The sequence below is a fragment of the Pseudomonas sp. 18058 genome (assembly GCF_902706155.1).
GTDB lineage: Bacteria > Pseudomonadota > Gammaproteobacteria > Pseudomonadales > Pseudomonadaceae > Aquipseudomonas > Aquipseudomonas rustica.
On the sequence record NZ_CACSJY010000012.1, the window covers coordinates 45997 to 64721 of the forward strand.

Consider the following 18725-nt stretch of genomic DNA (forward strand, 5'->3'; position numbering starts at 1 on the left):
CCCGCCCTGCTCATGCAGCGGCCAGCACACAAAAAATCTCGACCTGCTTTCTATAGATAGAAAAAAGGCGCATCCGAAGATGCGCCTTCAGGCCCGTGTTACTCAGCCTTTGGCGTTTCGCGCAAACGAATGTGCAGCTCGCGCAGTGCCTTGGCATCCACGACACCCGGCGCTTGCGTCATCACGTCAGCAGCACTCTGGGTTTTCGGGAAGGCGATCACTTCACGGATCGACTGGGCGCCGGTCATCAGCATCACCAGACGGTCAAGACCGAAGGCCAGACCACCGTGCGGCGGCGCACCGTATTTCAGGGCGTCGAGCAGGAAGCCGAATTTCTCTTCCTGTTCCGCTTCGTTGATACCCAACAGGCGGAATACCGCTTGCTGCATTTCCTTGCGGTGGATACGGATCGAACCGCCACCCAGTTCAGTACCGTTCAGCACCATGTCGTACGCGCGGGACAGCGCGCCGGCCGGGTTGGCTTCCAGTTCTTCCGGGGAGCACTTCGGCGCGGTGAACGGGTGGTGCAGCGCGGAGAAGCTGCCGTCGTCGTTTTCTTCGAACATCGGGAAGTCGACAACCCACATCGGTGCCCACTTGCAGGTCAGCAGGTTGAGGTCGTGACCGAGCTTGATACGCAGTGCGCCCAAGGCTTCGCTGACGATCTTGGCCTTGTCGGCACCGAAGAACACGATGTCGCCGTCAACGGCGCCAACGCGATCGAGGATGGCGTTGAGGTTTTCCAGCGGGATGTTTTTCACGATCGGCGATTGCAGACCTTCAACACCGGCAGCGCGCTCGTTGACCTTGATGTACGCCAGGCCCTTGGCACCGTAGATGCCGACGAACTTGGTGTAATCGTCGATCTGCTTGCGTGGCATGCTCGCGCCACCTGGTACGCGCAGCGCAGCGATACGGCATTTCGGATCGTTGGCCGGGCCGCTGAATACTTTGAAATCAACTTCTTTCAGTTGATCGGCAACGTCGACCAGTTCCAGCGGAATACGCAGGTCTGGCTTGTCGGAACCGTAGCGGCGCATGGCTTCTTCGAAGGTCATGTGCGGGAATTCGCCGAATTCCAGATCCAGCACTTCCTTGAACAGGTTGCGGATCATTTGCTCGGTCAGGCCCATGATCTCTTTTTCATCGAGGAAGCTGGTTTCGATGTCGATCTGGGTGAATTCTGGCTGACGGTCAGCGCGCAGGTCTTCGTCGCGGAAGCACTTGGCGATCTGGTAGTAACGGTCGAAACCGGCAACCATCAGCAGTTGTTTGAACAGTTGCGGCGATTGCGGCAGAGCGAAGAAAGAACCGGCGTGAGTACGGCTCGGCACCAGATAGTCACGCGCACCTTCAGGGGTGGCACGGGTCAGGATCGGTGTTTCAACGTCGAGGAAGCCGTTTTCGTCGAGGAAGCGACGGATGCTGGTGGTCATGCGCGAACGCAGACGCAGCTTCTCGGCCATTTCCGGACGACGCAGGTCGAGGAAGCGATAGCGCAGGCGGGTTTCTTCGCCGACGTCGGAGAACTCGTTCAGCGGGAACGGCGGGGTTTCCGACTCGTTCAGCACTTCCAGCTCATAACCCAGCACTTCGATCATGCCCGACGCCATGTTGGCGTTGGTGGCACCGGCCGGACGCAGACGCACCTTACCGGTGATCTTTACGACGTATTCGCTGCGCACGCGGTCGGCGGCGGCGAAGCTCTCGGCGCGATCCGGATCGAATACCACTTGGGCCAGACCATCACGATCACGGATATCGAGGAAAATCACCCCGCCGTGGTCGCGACGACGGTGAACCCATCCGCAAAGGGTAATTTCCTGACCTTCCAGGCTTTCGTTCAGTTGGCCGCAATAATGGCTGCGCATCATGGTAGTGGTTTCGCTTCTCGTAATTCGAAATTCGGTGGAGATCCCGCCGCACTCAAACTGTGTGCGCCATCGGGACACTCACGCGTGTCGTTCGACCTGGGCCTGAACCCTAGTCAGATTTGTCGCCACCGGCCAGGTTCTTCTTGGCGCCGGTCTTGAAATCGGTTTCGTACCAGCCGCTGCCGCTGAGGCGAAAGCCTGGCATGGACATTTGTTTCTTGAGCTCTGGCGCCTGGCAGGCAGGGCAGTCGACCAGCGGTGCAGCGCTGATCTTTTGAATGGCTTCCAACTGATGACCACAGGAAGCACATTGGTAATCGTACATCGGCATGGAGGTGTCTCGGCGATCAGATTGCTACCGCGCGCAGGGCTTTGCGGCGAAAGAGCGGGATTATATCCATTAAATGCGGCCTGTGCAGCCGTAAGACTGCACGGGCCGCGACCTCGCTTGCAACCGTCACCGTTCAGACCGCGATGGCCGGCGCCACCTCCCGACCACTGTTCATCACACAGACCACCCGCACCAGCGCACTGAAATTTTTCACTCCGCCGTGACGCAACTGCACCTCGCGGTCGACATGGGACAACAGCGAACTGATCGAACAGCAATTATTGGCCGCCATATTGGCGAGGATGTTCCAGTACACCTGCTCCAGTCGCAGGCAGGTGGCGTAACCATTCAAACGCACGGATCGCGACAGCGGCCGGATCAATGCCATGTCGAACTCATTGACGAACGGATCGACGATCAGTTCATGGGGCGGCACGACAACCCTGTCGTTGCGCCTGTCTGCATCTTCCATATCGTTGACACTCCTTTGCCATCTCTGCGGATTTTCAAAGCCCCTTCCTGTGACCTCCATAAAAACGCAGACGCAAAGTTATAGCCAGACGACTTGTTGACCCGCCACGTAGGATAAGCCAACGCAACAAGTAAGAGTCTGGACAGCGCGCCTGCAACCCAACGATTACAGGCGCGCTTCGATCAGCCTTCGAGCAGCGCGCGGAGCATCCACGCGGTTTTTTCGTGCACCTGCATGCGCTGAGTCAGCAGGTCGGCGGTCGGCTCATCGCTGACTTTATCGAGCAACGGGAAGATGCCACGTGCGGTGCGGGTCACCGCTTCCTGGCCAGCGACGAGTTGCTTGATCATGTCTTCGGCGCTCGGCACGCCCTCTTCTTCCTTAATAGAAGAAAGACGCGCGTACGTCGCGTAAGCGCCCGGAGCCGGAAAGCCCAGCGCGCGAATGCGCTCGGCGATCGAATCCACGGCCAGCGCCAGTTCGTTGTATTGCTCTTCGAACATCAGGTGCAGCGTACGGAACATCGGGCCGGTGACGTTCCAGTGGAAGTTGTGGGTCTTGAGATACAGCACGTAGGTGTCGGACAGCAGTCGCGACAGTCCTTCAACGATGGATTTGCGGTCTTCTTCACTGATACCGATATCGATTGCCATGTTTACCCCCTAACGGCGATTGAATTCATCCAACAGGTGCAGACCCACTCTAGCAAGGCTGACCACACCTCGCAGCCTTGATTGGCCACAGACGCTGCGACAAATCGACCGACGCTGTGCCGCTGGCCGGGCTGATTTGAGTAGCCGCAGGCTTTGCTGTTAAATAGGCAGTGTGTCGCCATGCCCCATTTTTCGGGGTGTTGCGCATAGGCTGATGCCGTGTACGTGTCCAACGCCTCTTATTTTTGTTCCGAAGCGAACCGTGCGCCTTCAGCTCTTCCTTGTGAGCCGTCATAAACGTGAGCCAATTAAAATGTTGAAAATCGTCCACCTGCTAATGGGCGCAGCGGCTTTGCTGCTGTCGTTCATACCTAGCTTGAAATCCGAAGCCGTTCCCTACCTGCAACAACCCGATGCACTTTACCTGGCCTTTTTCGGCCTGCTGAACCTGATCATTGCCCCGGTGATTCCTTACTGGAACAAAGGCCCGCGTCAGCATCTGCAAAACCTCGTCAGCGCGCTTCTGGTACTGACCGTTGTCCTGCAAACCCTGACCCTGATCGCGCCGATGCCTGTCATCGCCGGCCAGCCAGCCGTGCTGTTCACCCTGGTGATCGCTCTGGTTGCCGTGGTTCTGCACCTGGCCGTCAGCTTCTATCGTTCTTCACCTGCTGCCGCGCCAACCAGCTATGACATGACCAATCGTGATACCGGTACCGTCAAGTGGTTCAACACTTCCAAAGGCTTCGGCTTTATCTCCCGGGATTCCGGCGATGATATTTTCGTGCACTTCCGTGCAATCCGTGGCGAAGGCCACCGCGTTCTGGTCGAAGGCCAGCGCGTCGAGTTCTCGGTGATGAACCGGGACAAAGGCCTGCAAGCCGAGGACGTGATTGCTGCTCTGCCGCGTCGCTGATCCAAGGCAATAAAAAACCGCGAGCAGCCTGGCTGTTCGCGGTTTTTTTATGCCTTCAGAAAAGCCTTAATAGTGCGGCGGTGGCGCCTCTTCATCAAAAGACTCGAACTGCCCGACCATTTCTTCCTGACGCTTGAGCAGCGCCGCCATCTGCAGTTGCAGACGATCGACTACGCGCTGCTGCGCGACCAGCACGTCGTTCAACGCCTGAATGGTGTCGTCCTGAAACGCCAGACGGCTTTCCAGATCGGTAACGCGTTGTTCCAGGCTCATGCTTCAGCCCTCCAGAAACGTGAAGTCTTCGGTCAACACCAGACGCAAGCGCTCGCGAATCGCGGCAACCTGCTCGGCACTGTATGGCTTGGCCGGGTGTTTGCCCCAGACCGGCGCCGGCCAGGCGGCGTCATCGCGTTTGCGCACAATCACATGCATGTGCAACTGGCTGACAACATTACCCAGTGTTGCCACGTTCATTTTGTCCGCATCCAGCAAGTCCTTGAGCAACTCGGCCAGTGCGGTAGTTTCCAGCCACAACTGCTGCTGATCGGCGACATCCAATTGAAACAACTCGCTGATATCGTCGCGACGAGGCACCAAGATGAACCATGGATAGTTGCTGTCGTTGGACAGCAACAGGCGGCAGAGCGGGAAGTCACCGATGGTCAGCGTGTCCTGTTGAAGTCGTGAATCTAAAGCAAACACTGCGCGCACTCCCGGCTGATCGACATATTCAGCTTAGCGGCCAGCCCGATGGGCAGCGCACCAAGCGACAGACCGGAAGCATACCGCGAATACGCCAGTCTTCACGACAGCTGTGCCCTGCGGCGCTTTCGCCGAACGCCCCGACATGTGACATTTATTGGCGCCCTGCACCAGCACGGAACCGAGAGGGATAACGAATACGCGTAAATGACTGAAAACCATTGAAGCGTTCGAGATTACCCACATGCCGGACTGTGTGATTACAGGACAGGGTGTAATTTTTTTTGCACCAAAACCGCACAGTGCGTCTACGCTCAGGCGTCGAAGCATCCGCCGAATACTCACTGGCGGGGTGAACCGGTAACGTTTTTGGCTGTCGCACGCGGCCGATGCCTTGGCAACACGATAGCCGGAATGGCGTCAAGCCCTTGTAGAAAGGGGCTTGGCGCCCCGTATTTATAAGGTTTTTACAGGTAACACGCGCTGTTCAGAAAAATAACCGCACCGACATTGCGGTTTGTGCACGCTTGTTGCATTCGTACACATATGGACTATAAGCGCCACACGATGTGGATGCCTCAAGCCCAACAAAAACAGTGGCAGGGTTGCCCGATGGAGATTCAAGTGTTTTGCCAGGGACTCTTTTTTAGCGATGCAAAAGGCTAGAAAAACAGCGAGAAAGTTGTAGACCCGATTGCATCGGTACTGTGAATTTGCGACCTCTACAAAGCCATCTGCGACAGCGTCGTAAAGAAGGTGAAACGTTAGATTCGCAAGTATCGCCAACATTGTCGGCGTGATATAAGTTTGCGCCGACACAAAAAGAAAGAGCCGCCCAGATAATAAAACAGGTGGGACGGCAGTACTCTTCTAAAAACCAAAGGAGCAAATCACGATGCGCGTGATGAAGTGGAGCATGATCGCACTGGCTGTTGCAGCAGGCACCTCGCAGTTCGCAGTGGCGTCTTCTCAGGATGATTCCAAAGGTTTCTTCGGCGACCAGAGTCTGAAACTGAAGACTCGTATGGAATACATGAACCGTGACTTTAAAAACGGTGCAGGCAACGGCTCTTCCGGTACTGCTGGCTATCGCCAGGACACCGGTGTCAGCCAACTGCTGACTTACGAGTCGGGCTTCACTCAAGGCACCATCGGCTTCGGTCTCGACGCCATGGCAATGGGTTCGGTCAAACTGGACGGCGGCTCGGGCCACCGCGGTAACGGCCTGTTCGCCAGCGACAGCGACGGCAACCCGGAAAAATCCCAGGGCAAAATCGGCGGCGCAGTTAAATTCCGTCTCTCCGACACCACCCTGAAATACGGCCAGCAATTTGTTGCCAGCCCAGTGTTCGCTACCGATGACAGCCGTCTGCTGCCAGAAGTCGCGACCGGTACCCTGATCACTTCCAAAGAGATCAAAGGTCTGGAACTGAGCGCAGGTCGCTTCACTTCCCTGAGCAAGCAAACCGGTATGGGCCGTGACAGCATCGGCGGTCTGCCTGATGAGAACGGTAACGGCGGCAAAGGCCTGACCAACATCAATATCTTTGGTGCCAGCTACGCCTTCACCGACAACTTCACCGGTGCACTGGCTGCTTCCGACGCTGATGACTACTTCAAGAAGTACTACATCAACCTGAACTACACCTTGCCGATCGACGACACTCAGTCGTTGAACTTCGACCTGAACGGTTACAAAACCAAGGGCGACAGCCGTGGTGACCTGGTCGACGCCATCGGTGACGGCACTCTGGGTGTGGACAACAACCTGTGGTCCCTGGCCGCTGCTTACAGCCTGGGCGCGCACAAGTTCACCGTTGCCTACCAGCAGTCGAGCGGCGACAACGCTTACTACTATGGCGTTGACGGTAACAGCACAATCTTCGTAGCCAACTCCATCCAGATCTCCGACTTCGTGGGTCGCGAAGAGAAATCCTGGCAGGCTCGCTACGACATCAACATGAAAGACTACGGCGTTCCTGGCCTGAGCTTCATGACCCGTTACGTGATGGGTGACAACATCGAGACCAACGGTCTGGGTGAAGGTAAAGAGAACGAGTGGAACGCCGAGTCCAAGTACGTTCTGCAAGAAGGTCCAGCCAAAGACCTGTCGTTCCGTCTGCGTTATGCCATGTACCGTTCGAACGGTGCTTACAGCGGCTACTCGTCTGACAACAACGACGTGCGTCTGATCGTTGAGTACCCACTGAACATCCTCTAATAGGGATGCACAGCTGAAGTACTGTAGAGCTCTGCTCTAAACAAGAACCGCTCACCTGATTCAGGTGGGCGGTTTTTTTATGCCTGGCTTAACTGCATTCGAATGACAAAGATTAGTCAGCTATCTATTAGCTGGCGAACTTTAATGGCGGCCATAAAAAACCCAAGAGTGCGAACAGCTCTTGGGTCTTTATTGATTAACTGACTGCAAAGCCAGGTATCAAGGTTGTTACTGCGCTGCTGTTTCCTGAACTACGCGAATGGTTCGCTGCGGAAAAGGAATATCAATACCAGCGGTTTTTAAACGATCACGCGACTGCTCGTTAAACATGAACATCACGTCCCAGTAGTCTGCAGTTTTAACCCACACACGCAGGGAAACGGTGATCGCGCTGTCACCCAGCGTCGAAATTACCGCCTGCGGCGCCGGGTCTTGCAGAATGCGCTCGTCGTTGGCCAGATCCAGCAGCACCTGACGGGCCTTTTGCAGATCGGCTTCGTAATCAACGCCCACATCGAACACCACCTTGCGGGTCGGCTGACGATTGGTGTTGGTGATGATGCCGTTCGACAGGTTGCCGTTAGGCATGATGATGGTCTTGTTGTCGCCGGTACGCAGTACGGTGTGGAAGATCTGGATGCTATCGACAGTACCCGCCACGCCCTGCGCTTCGATCCAGTCACCGATACGGAACGGACGGAACAGCAGAATCAGCACGCCACCGGCGAAGTTCGCCAGGCTGCCCTGCAACGCCAGACCGATGGCCAGACCGGCAGCACCGATCGCCGCAACGAACGAGGTGGTTTCCACGCCGATCATCGACGCGACGCTGACGATCAGCAGCACTTTGAGAATGATGTTGGCCAGGCTGCTGATAAAACCTTGCAATGCCAGGTCAGCATTGCGCAGAGCCAGCAGACCGCCGAGTTTTTGCGTGACCTTGTTGATCAGCCACCAGCCGATGGCCAGGGTAATCACTGCCAGCAGCACGCGGCTGCCGTATTCCATGATCATCGGGATCCACGCCTGGGATGCCTTGACCAGTTGGTCTACCTCAGCATTCAAATCCATCTTCTATCTCCTGATTTCCGGCCATTCGGCACGCGAAAGATAAGCGGCAGAAACCGCCGGGGGTATACAAAATCAATGTGGGAGCGAGCTTGCTCGCGAAGGCGGTGTGTCAGTCAACTCAATGCTGAATGACATAGAGCTTTCGCGAGCAAGCTCGCTCCCACAGGTCATCTGACCGGGCTTAGTCGCGGAAGTTGTTGAACTGCAGCGGCATGCCGAATTCCTTGGCACGCAGTGCAGCGATGGCTTCTTGCAGGTCATCACGCTTCTTGCCGGTCACGCGCACTTGCTCGCCCTGAATGGCGGCCTGCACTTTCAGCTTGGCGTCTTTGATGTGGCCGACGATTTTCTTCGCCAGTTCTTTGTCGATGCCTTCCTTGAGGATGGCGTCCTGCTTCATCAGCTTGCCCGATGCATAAGCGTCCTTGACCTCAAGGCACTGCACATCGATCTTGCGCTTGACCAGCGCCAGCTTGAGGATTTCGATCATCGCTTCGAGCTGGAACCCGGCTTCAGCGGTCAGGCTCACGGTCAGGTCTTTTTCCTTGAACTCGAAGCTGCCTTTGCCTTTCAGGTCATAACGACGATCGAGTTCCTTCACGGCGTTCTCGACCGCGTTGGTGAGTTCGTGTTTGTCCAGTTCGGATACCACGTCGAACGACGGCATGTAATCTCTCCAATAAAAAGGCGCGCTCGATGAGGATGGAGCGCGCTTGGCTTGCGGTTAAAATCGGGCTCATTATAACGGGTCTTTTCCTACGAACACGGCGAGCCGCACATGCCTGTACGCAATCGAGCAAAAAACTGATGTCGACCACCTGGCACGTCCTCGGCGCCGGCAGCCTCGGCACACTGTGGGCCACGCGTCTGGCCCGGGCTGGTTTGCCGGTGAAATTGATCGTGCGCGATGCCGAACGCCTGCGCAGTTATGAAGCGGCCGGCGGGCTAACGCTCGTCGAACACGGCCAGGCCAGCACGTATACGGTGCCGGGCGAAACCGCCGACAGCCCTGAGCCAATTCGCCGACTGCTGGTCGCCTGCAAAGCCTACGACGCCGAAAGTGCCATCGCCCGCCTTGCTCCGCGCCTGACAGCGGATGCCGAACTGATCCTGTTGCAGAACGGCCTCGGCAGTCAGGACGCCGTCGCCACGCGCGTTCCGCAAGCACGCTGCATCAGCGCGTCCAGCACCGAAGGCGCGTTTCGCGATGGCGACTGGCGCGTGGTGTTCGCCGGTCACGGCTTCACCTGGCTGGGCGATGTCACTCAACCGGTTGCGCCGATCTGGCTGGACGATCTGCAAGCCGCGAACATTCCCCACGAGTGGAGTACCGATATCCTCACGCGGCTGTGGCGCAAACTGGCGCTCAACTGCGCGATCAATCCGCTGACCGTGCTGCACCACTGCCGCAACGGTGGTTTGCAGGATCATCACTGCGAAGTCGCCACGCTGTGTGCCGAACTCGCCGAGTTGTTGCAGCACTGCGGCCAACCCGCTGCTGCTGAAAACCTGCAACAGGAAGTCGAACGGGTGATTCAGGCGACGGCGGCCAATTACTCGTCGATGTATCAGGACGTCGCCAACCAGCGCCGCACCGAAATCAGCTATCTATTGGGCCACGCCTGCAAAGTCGCCACGCGTCATCAATTGAATCTGCCGCACCTCAACCAATTGCAGCAGCGCCTCGTCGCGCATCTGCACAGCCTTGGATTGCCCAGCGACTGAGCAGCGGCTACGCTGGCCACTTGTTCCTTTGCTGCGATAAACCTGATGCCATTGCGCCAGCGCCTCGAAAACCTGCCGGTCGGCCAGAAACTGCTGGCCGCCCTGCTGGTGCTGTTGACCACTGTGTTGCTGGTCGCCAACCTGACCTTTATCAGCGCCGCCTACTACATTTCCCAGGAAAGCATGGCGCCGCAAGCCTTGCAGACCATCGGCCGACTGATCGCCAACCCGAGTCTGGTCAGCGAGTCCTTGCAGTCGCCGGAGAGCGCCGAGCGTCTGCTCAAGGAACTCGACAGCTATTCGCCATTACGCGCCGCTGCGATATATGACGGCAAAGGCGAACGCCTCGCGCAGGTGCAGCGCGGCGACAAACTGAAATTACCGGAACGCTACCGGCACATCGAAGCCTGGCAACTCACCGAGTTTCGCAGCAACCAGTTGATCACCCTGCCCCGCCCCGGCACCGCGCCCGGCCATCTGCTGTTGGTAGCGAGCAGCGAACTGCCGATGGCGTTCTACACCGGCACCCTGACCGCGAGTCTTGGGATTCTGATTTTCAGCGTGCTGTTGTGGCTGGTGATTGCCCGCCAGATCAAACGCCTGATCACCCGGCCGATCCATCAACTGGAAGAACTCTCGCGTCAGGTCACCCGCGAAGAGAACTACGCGCTGCGTGCCTCACGCGGCAACCACGACGAAATCGGCAGCCTCGCCGAAGCGTTCAACACCATGCTTTCGCGCATCGAAGCCCGCGAGCAGCAGCTCAAACGCGCCCGCGACGACTCGCAAGCCGCCTACGATCAGGCTCAAGGTCTGGCCGAGGAAACCCGCCACACCAACCGCAAACTGGAACTGGAAGTTCAAGTGCGCAGCAAAATCGAGAAGAAGCTCACCGGTTTCCAGAACTACCTCAACAGCATCATCGACTCGATGCCCTCGGCACTGATCGCCCTCGACGAACAGCTCTACGTCACCCAATGGAATCAGGAGGCCAGCGCCCTTTCCGGCACACGTCTGGACGAAGCGCTAAACCAGCCGATCTTCCTCGCCTTCGAACCGTTGAAGCCGTTTTTGCCGCAGCTCAAGCAAACCGTCGAACAACACACGGTGGCGAAAATCGAACGGGTGACGTGGTTCAAGGACGACGAGCCGAAGCATTACGCACTGACGTTTTACCCGCTGATGGGTGGCGCCGGACGTGGCGTGGTGATCCGCATCGATGACATCACCCAGCGTTTGTCGCTGGAAGAAATGATGGTGCAGTCGGAGAAGATGCTTTCGGTCGGTGGACTCGCGGCGGGCATGGCCCACGAGATCAATAACCCGCTGGGCGCGATCCTGCACAACGTGCAAAACATCCGTCGACGCCTTTCAGCAGATCTGCCGAAGAACATCGAAACCGCCGAACAACTGGGCATCGAACTCGATACCGTCAACCGTTACCTGCAAGGCCGCGAAGTGCCGAAACTCCTCGACGGCATTCAACAGGCCGGTGCGCGCGCGGCGAAAATCGTCACGCACATGCTCAGCTTCAGCCGTCGCAGCACTCGGGAAATGGCACCGTGCGACCTGCCGGCGCTGATCGATCAAGCGGTGGAAATCGCCGGCAACGACTTCGATCTGGCGATCGGTTTCGACTTCAAGGGTCAAGCCATTGTGCGCCAGTTCGACCCGGCGCTCGGCCCGGTGCCCGGCACTGCCAACGAGCTGGAACAAGTACTGCTCAACCTGCTGAAAAACGCCGCACAAGCGATTCACCAGCGTGAAGATGACAGCGAGCCGGGGCGCATTATTCTGCGCACCAAACTCAATCCGCCGTGGGCCGAGATTCAGGTCGAGGACAACGGCATCGGCATGAGCGAGAGTGTGCGCAAACGCACCTTCGAGCCGTTCTTCACCACCAAGGAAATCGGTCAGGGCACCGGGCTTGGCTTGTCGGTGTCGTACTTCATCATCACCAACAATCACAAAGGCCAGATGGAAGTGCAGTCGGCGCCCGGTCAGGGCACATGCTTCACCCTGCGCCTGCCGCTGGCGCCACCACCGGCCATCGCGGCTGAAATCAATCAACTACCGAGGTAACCCATGGGCTTTCGCTTGTCGAAGATTTACACGCGCACCGGCGACAAAGGCGAAACCGGCCTGGGCGACGGCCGCCGCGTACCGAAGGATCACCCGCGCATCGAAGCGATTGGTGAAGTCGATACGCTGAACAGTCAGGTCGGCGTGTTGCTGGCCGGGCTACTTGCCGAGCGCGAGGCCACTCCGGGGCTGAATGAATTGATCGAGGTGTTGGCGCCTTGTCAGCATCGCTTGTTTGATTTGGGCGGGGAGTTGGCGATGCCGCAATATCAGGCGCTGAACGCGGCGGAAATCGAGCGTCTGGAAGCGGCGATCGACGTCTGGAATGAGGAGTTGGGGCCGCTGGAGAATTTCATTCTGCCGGGTGGTTCGATGCTGATTGCGCAGGCGCATGTGTGCCGCAGCCTGGCGCGGAGTGCCGAGCGGCGCTGTCAGCATCTGAATGCGATCGAGCCATTGGACGGGGTTGGCCTGGCGTATATCAATCGGTTGTCGGATTTGTTGTTTGTGGCGGCGCGGTTGATTGCGCGGCGACAGGGGATTGCGGAGATTTTGTGGCAACCGGCGGCTAAACCTTAGCTTTGCAGTGATTGGAAGGACGCCTTCGCGAGCAAGCCCGCTCCCACATTTGATTGCATTCCAAATGAAGGAACACGATCAACTGTGGGAGCGGGCTTGCTCGCGAAGAGGCCAGTAGCCTCAATACACAATCAGGCCTCAGGCCAGAACGCGCGAATCCCCGCCACACCCTGCGCCCCAACACCCCAAGCCTTCTCGCGCTCCGCCGGGCCAACCCCGCCCAACAGAAACACCGGCTTACTGAAGCCTTCGATCAACGCCCCAGCCTGCTCCCAACCCAACGGCTGCGCATCCGGGTGCGTCAACGTCGGCTGCACCGGCGACAGCGTCACAAAATCCACGCCCATCTGCTCCGCCAACGCCAATTCCTCAGCGTTGTGGCACGACGCCGCCAACCAGCGCTCAGCCGGCAACGGCCGCCCCGCCGCTGCGTATTTACGCAATTGCGCTGAAGTGATGTGCCAACCCGCCGACGGGAAATCACCGAGCCATTCAAATGGCCCTTTGATCATCAATTGCGCCTTGCCAGCGCAGAGACCGGCGGCGTCCACCGCCAGATCACGGTACTTCGGGTCGTAACCGTTCGGTGCGCGCAGCTGGATGAGCTTGATCCCGCCAGCAATCGCCTTCTGAATCCCGCGCAGCAAGGCCGGGGTTTCCAGGTCTTCCGGGGTGATCAGGTATTCGCCCGGCAAACGCGCGGCGGCGACGATGGGCTGGTTGGCGGCCGGGAACTCGTAGTTCGGCAAATCTTTCGCGGTCACCCAGGCCAATGGCTGGCCTTCGGCACCGTGCGGTTCGCCGGTGAACGCCGAGACTTCCCAGACATCCAGCGACACCTGCTTGTCCGGGTAATCGTGACGCACTTTGATCAGCGGTCGGACGGCGCCAACGACGATGCCCAGCTCTTCTTTCAGCTCACGGGCCAGTGCGCTTTCGACGGTTTCGTCCGCCTCGACCTTGCCGCCGGGAAACTCCCACAGCCCACCCTGATGCTGGGAGTCAGCGCGGCGGGCGATGAGGATTTTGCCGCTGTCGTCACGGATGACGGCGGCGGCGACGTGTACACGTTTCACGGATTCAACTCCTCCAGTCCAGCCTGTTGCCACGCTTTGAAGGCGGGCCATTGGTAGACGGTTTCAACATAGGCTTCGTCGGCGGCCGGCAGTTTTACCTGATAGGTGCGCAGGCGCACGGCGATCGGTGCAAAAAAGGCATCAGCCAGACTGACGCGACCGAACAGGTACGGCCCGCTCTCGGTGGCGGCGTCACGGCATTCGGCCCACAGCGCGAGCATGCGTTCGATATCGACCTTCACTTCTGGCGGCACCGGGTTGAGCGGCGCGTCATGACTGAGGTTGAACGGCATGTGATTGCGCATGGCGAAGAAGCCGCTGTGCATTTGTGCGCAGGCGGATCGGGCCTGAGCGCGGGCGAAAATGTCGCTCGGCCAGAGTTGCTCGGACGGGAACTGTTCGGCCAGGTATTCGGCGATGGCCAACGAATCGGCAACCGTGCCGCGTGAGGTTTGCAGCAGCGGCACTTTGGCGGTCGGCGAATGCTTGAGCAGCCGCTCGCGGGTGTCGGGCTTGCCGAGCTTGATCAGTTCTTCGGTGTAAGGAGCGCCGGTCAGTTCAAGCGCCAAGGCAGCGCGCAGAGACCAGGAGGAAAGCAGTTTGTCGCCGATGATCAGGTGCAAGGACATGGTGTGGCGCCTTTTCGTCAGAGGAAAGCTTCAAAACTTGCTGTGTCTGAACCATCGCTTTCGCGGGCAAGCCCGCTCCCACAGTGATTGAGGTCGTTCACAAACGTTGTGTACACCCCAAAACCTGTGGGAGCGGGCTTGCTCGCGAAGAGGTCGGCCCATTCAACATTGATGTTGCCTGACAGGTCGCCATCGCGAACAGGCTCACTCCTACAGGGGATCTGTGGCGTTCACAAAACTACTGTGGGAGCCAGCCTGCTGGCGATGCAGGCGACTCGGTCTCAGGTTAGATCAAGTGCGGTATTCAGCGTTGATCTTCACATACTCATGCGACAGGTCAGTGGTCCAGATGGTTTCGCTGCATTCGCCGCGACCCAGTTCGATGCGGATGGTGATTTCTTCCTGTTGCATCACTGCCGAGCCTTGCGCCTCAGTGTAGGTCGCCGCGCGCGCGCCACGGCTGGCGATGCACACGTCGCCGAGGAACACGTCGATTTTGCTCACGTCCAGATCCGGCACGCCGGCACGACCGACGGCCGCCAGAATACGGCCCCAGTTCGGGTCGGAGGCGAACAGTGCAGTCTTGATCAACGGCGAGTGCGCCACGGTGTAGCCAACGTCCAGGCATTCCTGATGATTGCCACCGCCATTCACTTCAACAGTGACAAACTTGGTCGCGCCTTCGCCGTCACGCACGATGGCTTGGGCCACGTCCATGCACACTTCGAACACCGCTTGCTTCAACTTGGCGAACAGCTCGCCTTCGGCACGGGTGATTTCCGGCAGTGCAGCCTTGCCGGTAGCGATCAGCATGCAGCAGTCGTTGGTCGAGGTGTCGCCGTCGATGGTGATGCGATTGAACGACTTGTTGGCGCCGTCGAGCATCAGGTTGTGCAGCACGTCGCGGGAGACTTTGGCGTCAGTGGCGATGTAACCGAGCATGGTCGCCATGTTCGGACGGATCATGCCCGCGCCTTTGCTGATGCCGGTGACGGTGATGGTCACGCCGTCATGCTGGAACTGGCGGCTGGCACCTTTTGGCAAGGTGTCAGTGGTCATGATGCCGGTGGCAGCGGCTTCCCAGTTGTTTTCCGAGAGATCGTCCAGCGCAGCTTGCAGCGCGCCTTCGATCTTCTCGACCGGCAGCGGCTCGCCGATCACACCGGTGGAGTACGGCAGAATCTGGCTGGCATCGACGCCAGTCAGCTCAGCCAGTCTGGCGGTGGTGCGCTCGGCAGCGGCCAGGCCCGGCTCGCCGGTGCCCGCGTTGGCGTTGCCGGTGTTGGTCAGCAGATAACGCACGGCGTTCTGTACGCGTTGCTTCGCCAGAATCACCGGCGCGGCACAAAAGGCGTTCAACGTGAACACGCCGGCCACGGTCGAACCTTCAGCGCAGCGCATCACAACGACATCTTTGCGCCCAGGGCGCTTGATGCCGGCCGAGGCAATACCGAGTTCAAAACCGGCAACCGGGTGCAACGTTGGCAAAGGACCAAGACCAACAGCCATGAATGCGCTCCTTACTCAATGATGTCAGCACCGCCACGCGCAGCGACGGTGGTTTAAATGGCAAAACGCCGCGACGGCATAAGCCGGTCGCGGCGCGGGTATTTCAGCAGTGATAACGGGTTTTACTGGATCTGCCCGTGGCAATGCTTGAATTTCTTGCCCGAACCGCAGTAGCACAGTTCGTTGCGGCCCAGCTTCTGTTCGTTGCGAACCGGGGCGGCGGCGAGGGCCACATCGACCTCTTCACCGAGCAGTTCCGGTTGCTCCAGACCTGGCGCTTCAGCGTGTTCGAACTGCATGCGGGCGGCCAGTGCTTCGGCTTCCTGACGCAGACGTTGCTCTTCGGCTTCCGGATCTTCGCGGCGAACCTGAACGTGCGAGAGCACACGGATCGAGTCGCGCTTGATCGAATCGAGCAGCTCGGAGAACAGCGTGAACGACTCCCGCTTGTACTCTTGCTTCGGGTTCTTCTGGGCGTAGCCACGCAGGTGGATACCGTGACGCAGGTGATCCATGGTCGACAGGTGGTCTTTCCACAGGTCATCCAGCACGCGCAGAACGATTTGCTTCTCGAAGGAGCGCAGTGCATCGGCACCGGCCTGATCTTCTTTCTCGTTGTACGCCGCCATCAGCTCGGTCATGAGCTTCTCGCGCAGGGTTTCTTCGTAGAGGTGATCGTCTTCGTCGAGCCATTGCTGAATCGGCAGTGTCACGCCGAAATCGCTGGCAATCGACGCTTCCAGACCGGCAACGTCCCACTGTTCCGGCAGCGATTGCGGCGGAATGTGTGCGCTGACGGTGGCGTTGAGCACGTCCTGACGGAAGTCGGCGATGGTTTCACCGATGTTGTCAGCGGCCAGCAACGTGTTACGCATGTGATAAATCACTTTACGCTGTTCGTTGTTGACGTCGTCGAACTCGAGCAGTTGCTTACGAATGTCGAAGTTACGGCCTTCAACCTTGCGCTGCGCCTTCTCGATCGCGTTGGTCACCATACGGTGCTCGATCGCTTCGCCCGGCTGCATGCCCAGGGCTTTCATGAAGTTCTTCACCCGGTCAGAGGCGAAGATACGCATCAGGCTGTCTTCCAGCGACAGGTAGAAGCGGCTGGAACCGGCATCACCCTGACGACCGGCACGACCACGCAACTGGTTGTCGATACGGCGCGATTCGTGACGCTCGGAAGCAATCACCTGCAGACCACCGGATTCCAGCACTTGCTGGTGACGCTTCTGCCAGTCGGCCTTGATCTGGGCAATTTGCTCAGGGGTCGGGTCTTCCAGCGAAGCGACTTCCACTTCCCAGTTGCCGCCCAACAGAATGTCGGTACCACGACCGGCCATGTTGGTGGCGATGGTCAGCGCGCCCGGACGACCGGCCTGCGCAATGATTTCAGCTTCTTTTTCGTGGAACTTGGCGTTGAGAACCTTGTGTTCGATGCCTTCCTTCTCGAGCAATGCAGACATGTGCTCGGAGGTTTCGATGGTGGCAGTACCCACCAGCACCGGACGACCGGCAGCCATGCTTTCTTTGATGTCTGCAACGATTGCCGTGTACTTCTCTTCGGCAGTCAGGAACACCAGGTCGTTGTAGTCCTTGCGCGCCAATGGCTTGTTCGGCGGAATGACCATGACCGACAGACCGTAGATCTGATGGAATTCGAACGCTTCGGTGTCAGCGGTACCGGTCATGCCGGACAGCTTGGTGTACAGACGGAAGTAGTTCTGGAACGTGGTCGAGGCCAGGGTCTGGCTCTCGGCCTGAATGTTCAGACCTTCTTTGGCTTCGATGGCCTGGTGCAGACCTTCGGACAGACGGCGACCCGGCATGGTACGACCGGTGTGTTCGTCGACCAGTACGACCTGGCCGTCCTGCACGATGTATTCGATGTTGCGGTTGAACAGTTTGTGCGCACGCAGACCAGCATAGACGTGGGTCAGCAGGCCCAGGTTATGCGCCGAGTACAGGCTCTCGCCTTCAGCCAGCAGGCCGACGCCGGTGAGCATGTCTTCGATGTACTGGTGACCGGCTTCGTTGAGTTCGACCTGACGGGTCTTCTCGTCAACGGTGTAGTGACCAGCCTTGGTGACTTCGCCTTCAACTTCTTCAACGTGCAGTTCCAGCTGCGGGATCAGTTTATTGATCTCCATGTACAGCTTGGAGCTATCCTCGGCCTGACCGGAAATGATCAGCGGGGTACGCGCTTCGTCGATGAGGATGGAGTCGACTTCGTCGATCACGGCAAAATTGAGTTCGCGCTGGAATTTTTCTTCCATGCTGAACGCCATGTTGTCGCGCAGGTAGTCGAAACCGAATTCGTTGTTGGTGCCGTAGGTGATGTCGGCAGCGTAGGCGATGCGCTTCTCTTCCGGCGGCTGGAACGGCGTCACGACGCCGACGGTCAGGCCGAGGAATTCATACAGCGGACGCATCCAGTTGGCGTCACGGCGGGCCAGGTAGTCGTTCACCGTCACAACGTGCACGCCCTTGCCGGACAGTGCGTTGAGGTAAACGCCCAGTGTTGCCACCAGGGTCTTGCCTTCACCGGTACGCATTTCCGCGATCTGACCTTCATGCAAGGTCATGCCGCCGATCAGCTGAACGTCGAAGTGACGCATACCCATGACACGCTTACCGGCTTCGCGGGCGACCGCAAAGGCTTCTGGTAGCAGTTTGTCGAGGGTTTCCCCTTTGGCGATGCGGGCCTTGAACTCGTCGGTCTTGGCGCGCAATTGATCGTCCGAAAGGGCCACCATTTGCTCTTCGAAGGCATTGACGAGCTGCACCGTCTTGAGCATGCGTTTGACTTCACGCTCGTTCTTGCTTCCAAAAAGTTTCTTTAACAAAGGCGCAAACATATCGGCAGGATCTTCCACACTAAAGGG

Annotated in this window: 17 protein-coding genes; 5 read left to right on the forward strand and 12 right to left on the reverse strand. The window is 58.4% G+C overall.

Going from position 1 to position 18725, the window contains the following annotated elements; translation table 11 throughout:
• Positions 1 to 98 precede the first annotated feature (98 nt).
• The 4 genes from aspS to GVL50_RS08915 form a co-directional block, all read right to left on the reverse strand.
• Positions 99 to 1874 (reverse strand): aspartate--tRNA ligase, encoded by a 1776-nt coding sequence (aspS, locus tag GVL50_RS08900; protein WP_053123083.1) that lies wholly within the window; start codon positions 1872 to 1874, stop codon positions 99 to 101.
• Positions 1875 to 1983: 109 nt separating this feature from the next.
• Positions 1984 to 2205: an FmdB family zinc ribbon protein gene (locus GVL50_RS08905; RefSeq protein ID WP_053123084.1), complete on the reverse strand. Its 222-nt coding sequence runs from the start codon at positions 2203 to 2205 to the stop codon at positions 1984 to 1986.
• Positions 2206 to 2338: 133 nt separating this feature from the next.
• Positions 2339 to 2677, reverse strand: coding sequence for a ribbon-helix-helix domain-containing protein (locus GVL50_RS08910; protein ID WP_053123086.1), 339 nt, complete (start codon positions 2675 to 2677; stop codon positions 2339 to 2341).
• Positions 2678 to 2859: 182 nt separating this feature from the next.
• A complete protein-coding gene (locus GVL50_RS08915; RefSeq protein WP_053123088.1) occupies positions 2860 to 3330 on the reverse strand; it encodes a Dps family protein in 471 nt (156 codons plus the stop codon).
• 313 nt (positions 3331 to 3643) lie between these two features.
• On the opposite strand from GVL50_RS08915, the gene GVL50_RS29275 reads away from it, so the two are divergent.
• Complete coding sequence (locus GVL50_RS29275) at positions 3644 to 4246, forward strand: cold-shock protein (RefSeq protein WP_053123090.1); 603 nt, start codon at positions 3644 to 3646, stop codon at positions 4244 to 4246.
• A gap of 66 nt (positions 4247 to 4312) precedes the next feature.
• Here the strand turns inward: GVL50_RS29275 and GVL50_RS08925 are convergent, their stop codons facing one another.
• Both GVL50_RS08925 and GVL50_RS08930 read right to left on the reverse strand, forming a co-directional pair.
• Positions 4313 to 4519: a SlyX family protein gene (locus tag GVL50_RS08925; RefSeq protein ID WP_159812534.1), complete on the reverse strand. Its 207-nt coding sequence runs from the start codon at positions 4517 to 4519 to the stop codon at positions 4313 to 4315.
• Between the two features lie 3 nt (positions 4520 to 4522).
• Complete coding sequence (locus tag GVL50_RS08930) at positions 4523 to 4948, reverse strand: HIT domain-containing protein (protein ID WP_053123094.1); 426 nt, start codon at positions 4946 to 4948, stop codon at positions 4523 to 4525.
• A gap of 895 nt (positions 4949 to 5843) precedes the next feature.
• Here GVL50_RS08930 and GVL50_RS08935 point away from each other — a divergent pair.
• Positions 5844 to 7169, forward strand: a complete 1326-nt coding sequence (locus GVL50_RS08935) for an OprD family porin (protein WP_053123096.1) — start codon at positions 5844 to 5846, stop codon at positions 7167 to 7169.
• Positions 7170 to 7397: 228 nt separating this feature from the next.
• Here GVL50_RS08935 and GVL50_RS08940 read toward each other — a convergent pair whose 3' ends face one another.
• Entirely contained in the window at positions 7398 to 8240 is an 843-nt protein-coding gene (locus GVL50_RS08940) for a mechanosensitive ion channel family protein (RefSeq protein WP_053123098.1), read from the reverse strand.
• Between the two features lie 181 nt (positions 8241 to 8421).
• Positions 8422 to 8907: a YajQ family cyclic di-GMP-binding protein gene (locus GVL50_RS08945; protein ID WP_008080210.1), complete on the reverse strand. Its 486-nt coding sequence runs from the start codon at positions 8905 to 8907 to the stop codon at positions 8422 to 8424.
• A gap of 140 nt (positions 8908 to 9047) precedes the next feature.
• Here GVL50_RS08945 and GVL50_RS08950 point away from each other — a divergent pair, with 140 nt between their 5' ends.
• Genes GVL50_RS08950 through GVL50_RS08960 form a run of 3 tightly spaced genes read left to right on the forward strand, consistent with a single transcriptional unit; the run spans position 9048 to position 12626 of the window.
• Positions 9048 to 9965 (forward strand): putative 2-dehydropantoate 2-reductase, encoded by a 918-nt coding sequence (locus GVL50_RS08950; protein ID WP_159812535.1) that lies wholly within the window; start codon positions 9048 to 9050, stop codon positions 9963 to 9965.
• Positions 9966 to 10010: 45 nt separating this feature from the next.
• Entirely contained in the window at positions 10011 to 12047 is a 2037-nt protein-coding gene (locus GVL50_RS08955; protein ID WP_159812536.1) for a PAS domain-containing sensor histidine kinase, read from the forward strand.
• Positions 12048 to 12050: 3 nt separating this feature from the next.
• Positions 12051 to 12626, forward strand: a complete 576-nt coding sequence (locus GVL50_RS08960; RefSeq protein ID WP_159812537.1) for a cob(I)yrinic acid a,c-diamide adenosyltransferase — start codon at positions 12051 to 12053, stop codon at positions 12624 to 12626.
• A gap of 131 nt (positions 12627 to 12757) precedes the next feature.
• Here the strand turns inward: GVL50_RS08960 and GVL50_RS08965 are convergent, their stop codons facing one another.
• The 4 genes from GVL50_RS08965 to secA all read right to left on the reverse strand — a co-directional run bounded on the left by GVL50_RS08965 (position 12758) and on the right by secA (position 18698).
• On the reverse strand, positions 12758 to 13702 hold the full coding sequence (locus GVL50_RS08965; protein WP_159812538.1) for a Nudix family hydrolase: 945 nt from the start codon (positions 13700 to 13702) through the stop codon (positions 12758 to 12760).
• Positions 13699 to 14331: a glutathione S-transferase family protein gene (locus GVL50_RS08970; RefSeq protein WP_159812539.1), complete on the reverse strand. Its 633-nt coding sequence runs from the start codon at positions 14329 to 14331 to the stop codon at positions 13699 to 13701. Before GVL50_RS08970 ends, GVL50_RS08965 begins: the two co-directional genes overlap by 4 nt.
• 291 nt (positions 14332 to 14622) lie before the next feature.
• Positions 14623 to 15840, reverse strand: coding sequence for a bifunctional glutamate N-acetyltransferase/amino-acid acetyltransferase ArgJ (gene argJ, locus GVL50_RS08975; protein ID WP_053123110.1), 1218 nt, complete (start codon positions 15838 to 15840; stop codon positions 14623 to 14625).
• Between the two features lie 122 nt (positions 15841 to 15962).
• A complete protein-coding gene (secA, locus tag GVL50_RS08980) occupies positions 15963 to 18698 on the reverse strand; it encodes a preprotein translocase subunit SecA (RefSeq protein ID WP_053123112.1) in 2736 nt (911 codons plus the stop codon).
• Between the last annotated feature and the right edge of the window lie 27 nt (positions 18699 to 18725).

Bases quoted from the DNA above. Each gene is read 5' to 3' on its own strand.
- aspS (WP_053123083.1), bottom strand. From the start codon at position 1,874: ATGATGCGCAGCCATTATTGCGGCCAACTGAACGAAAGCCTGGAAGGT.
- GVL50_RS08905 (WP_053123084.1), bottom strand. From the start codon at position 2,205: ATGCCGATGTACGATTACCAATGTGCTTCCTGTGGTCATCAGTTGGAA.
- GVL50_RS08910 (WP_053123086.1), bottom strand. From the start codon at position 2,677: ATGGAAGATGCAGACAGGCGCAACGACAGGGTTGTCGTGCCGCCCCAT.
- GVL50_RS08915 (WP_053123088.1), bottom strand. From the start codon at position 3,330: ATGGCAATCGATATCGGTATCAGTGAAGAAGACCGCAAATCCATCGTT.
- GVL50_RS29275 (WP_053123090.1), top strand. From the start codon at position 3,644: ATGTTGAAAATCGTCCACCTGCTAATGGGCGCAGCGGCTTTGCTGCTG.
- GVL50_RS08925 (WP_159812534.1), bottom strand. From the start codon at position 4,519: ATGAGCCTGGAACAACGCGTTACCGATCTGGAAAGCCGTCTGGCGTTT.
- GVL50_RS08935 (WP_053123096.1), top strand. From the start codon at position 5,844: ATGCGCGTGATGAAGTGGAGCATGATCGCACTGGCTGTTGCAGCAGGC.
- GVL50_RS08940 (WP_053123098.1), bottom strand. From the start codon at position 8,240: ATGGATTTGAATGCTGAGGTAGACCAACTGGTCAAGGCATCCCAGGCG.
- GVL50_RS08945 (WP_008080210.1), bottom strand. From the start codon at position 8,907: ATGCCGTCGTTCGACGTGGTATCCGAACTGGACAAACACGAACTCACC.
- GVL50_RS08950 (WP_159812535.1), top strand. From the start codon at position 9,048: ATGTCGACCACCTGGCACGTCCTCGGCGCCGGCAGCCTCGGCACACTG.
- GVL50_RS08955 (WP_159812536.1), top strand. From the start codon at position 10,011: ATGCCATTGCGCCAGCGCCTCGAAAACCTGCCGGTCGGCCAGAAACTG.
- GVL50_RS08960 (WP_159812537.1), top strand. From the start codon at position 12,051: ATGGGCTTTCGCTTGTCGAAGATTTACACGCGCACCGGCGACAAAGGC.
- GVL50_RS08970 (WP_159812539.1), bottom strand. From the start codon at position 14,331: ATGTCCTTGCACCTGATCATCGGCGACAAACTGCTTTCCTCCTGGTCT.
- argJ (WP_053123110.1), bottom strand. From the start codon at position 15,840: ATGGCTGTTGGTCTTGGTCCTTTGCCAACGTTGCACCCGGTTGCCGGT.
- secA (WP_053123112.1), bottom strand. From the start codon at position 18,698: ATGTTTGCGCCTTTGTTAAAGAAACTTTTTGGAAGCAAGAACGAGCGT.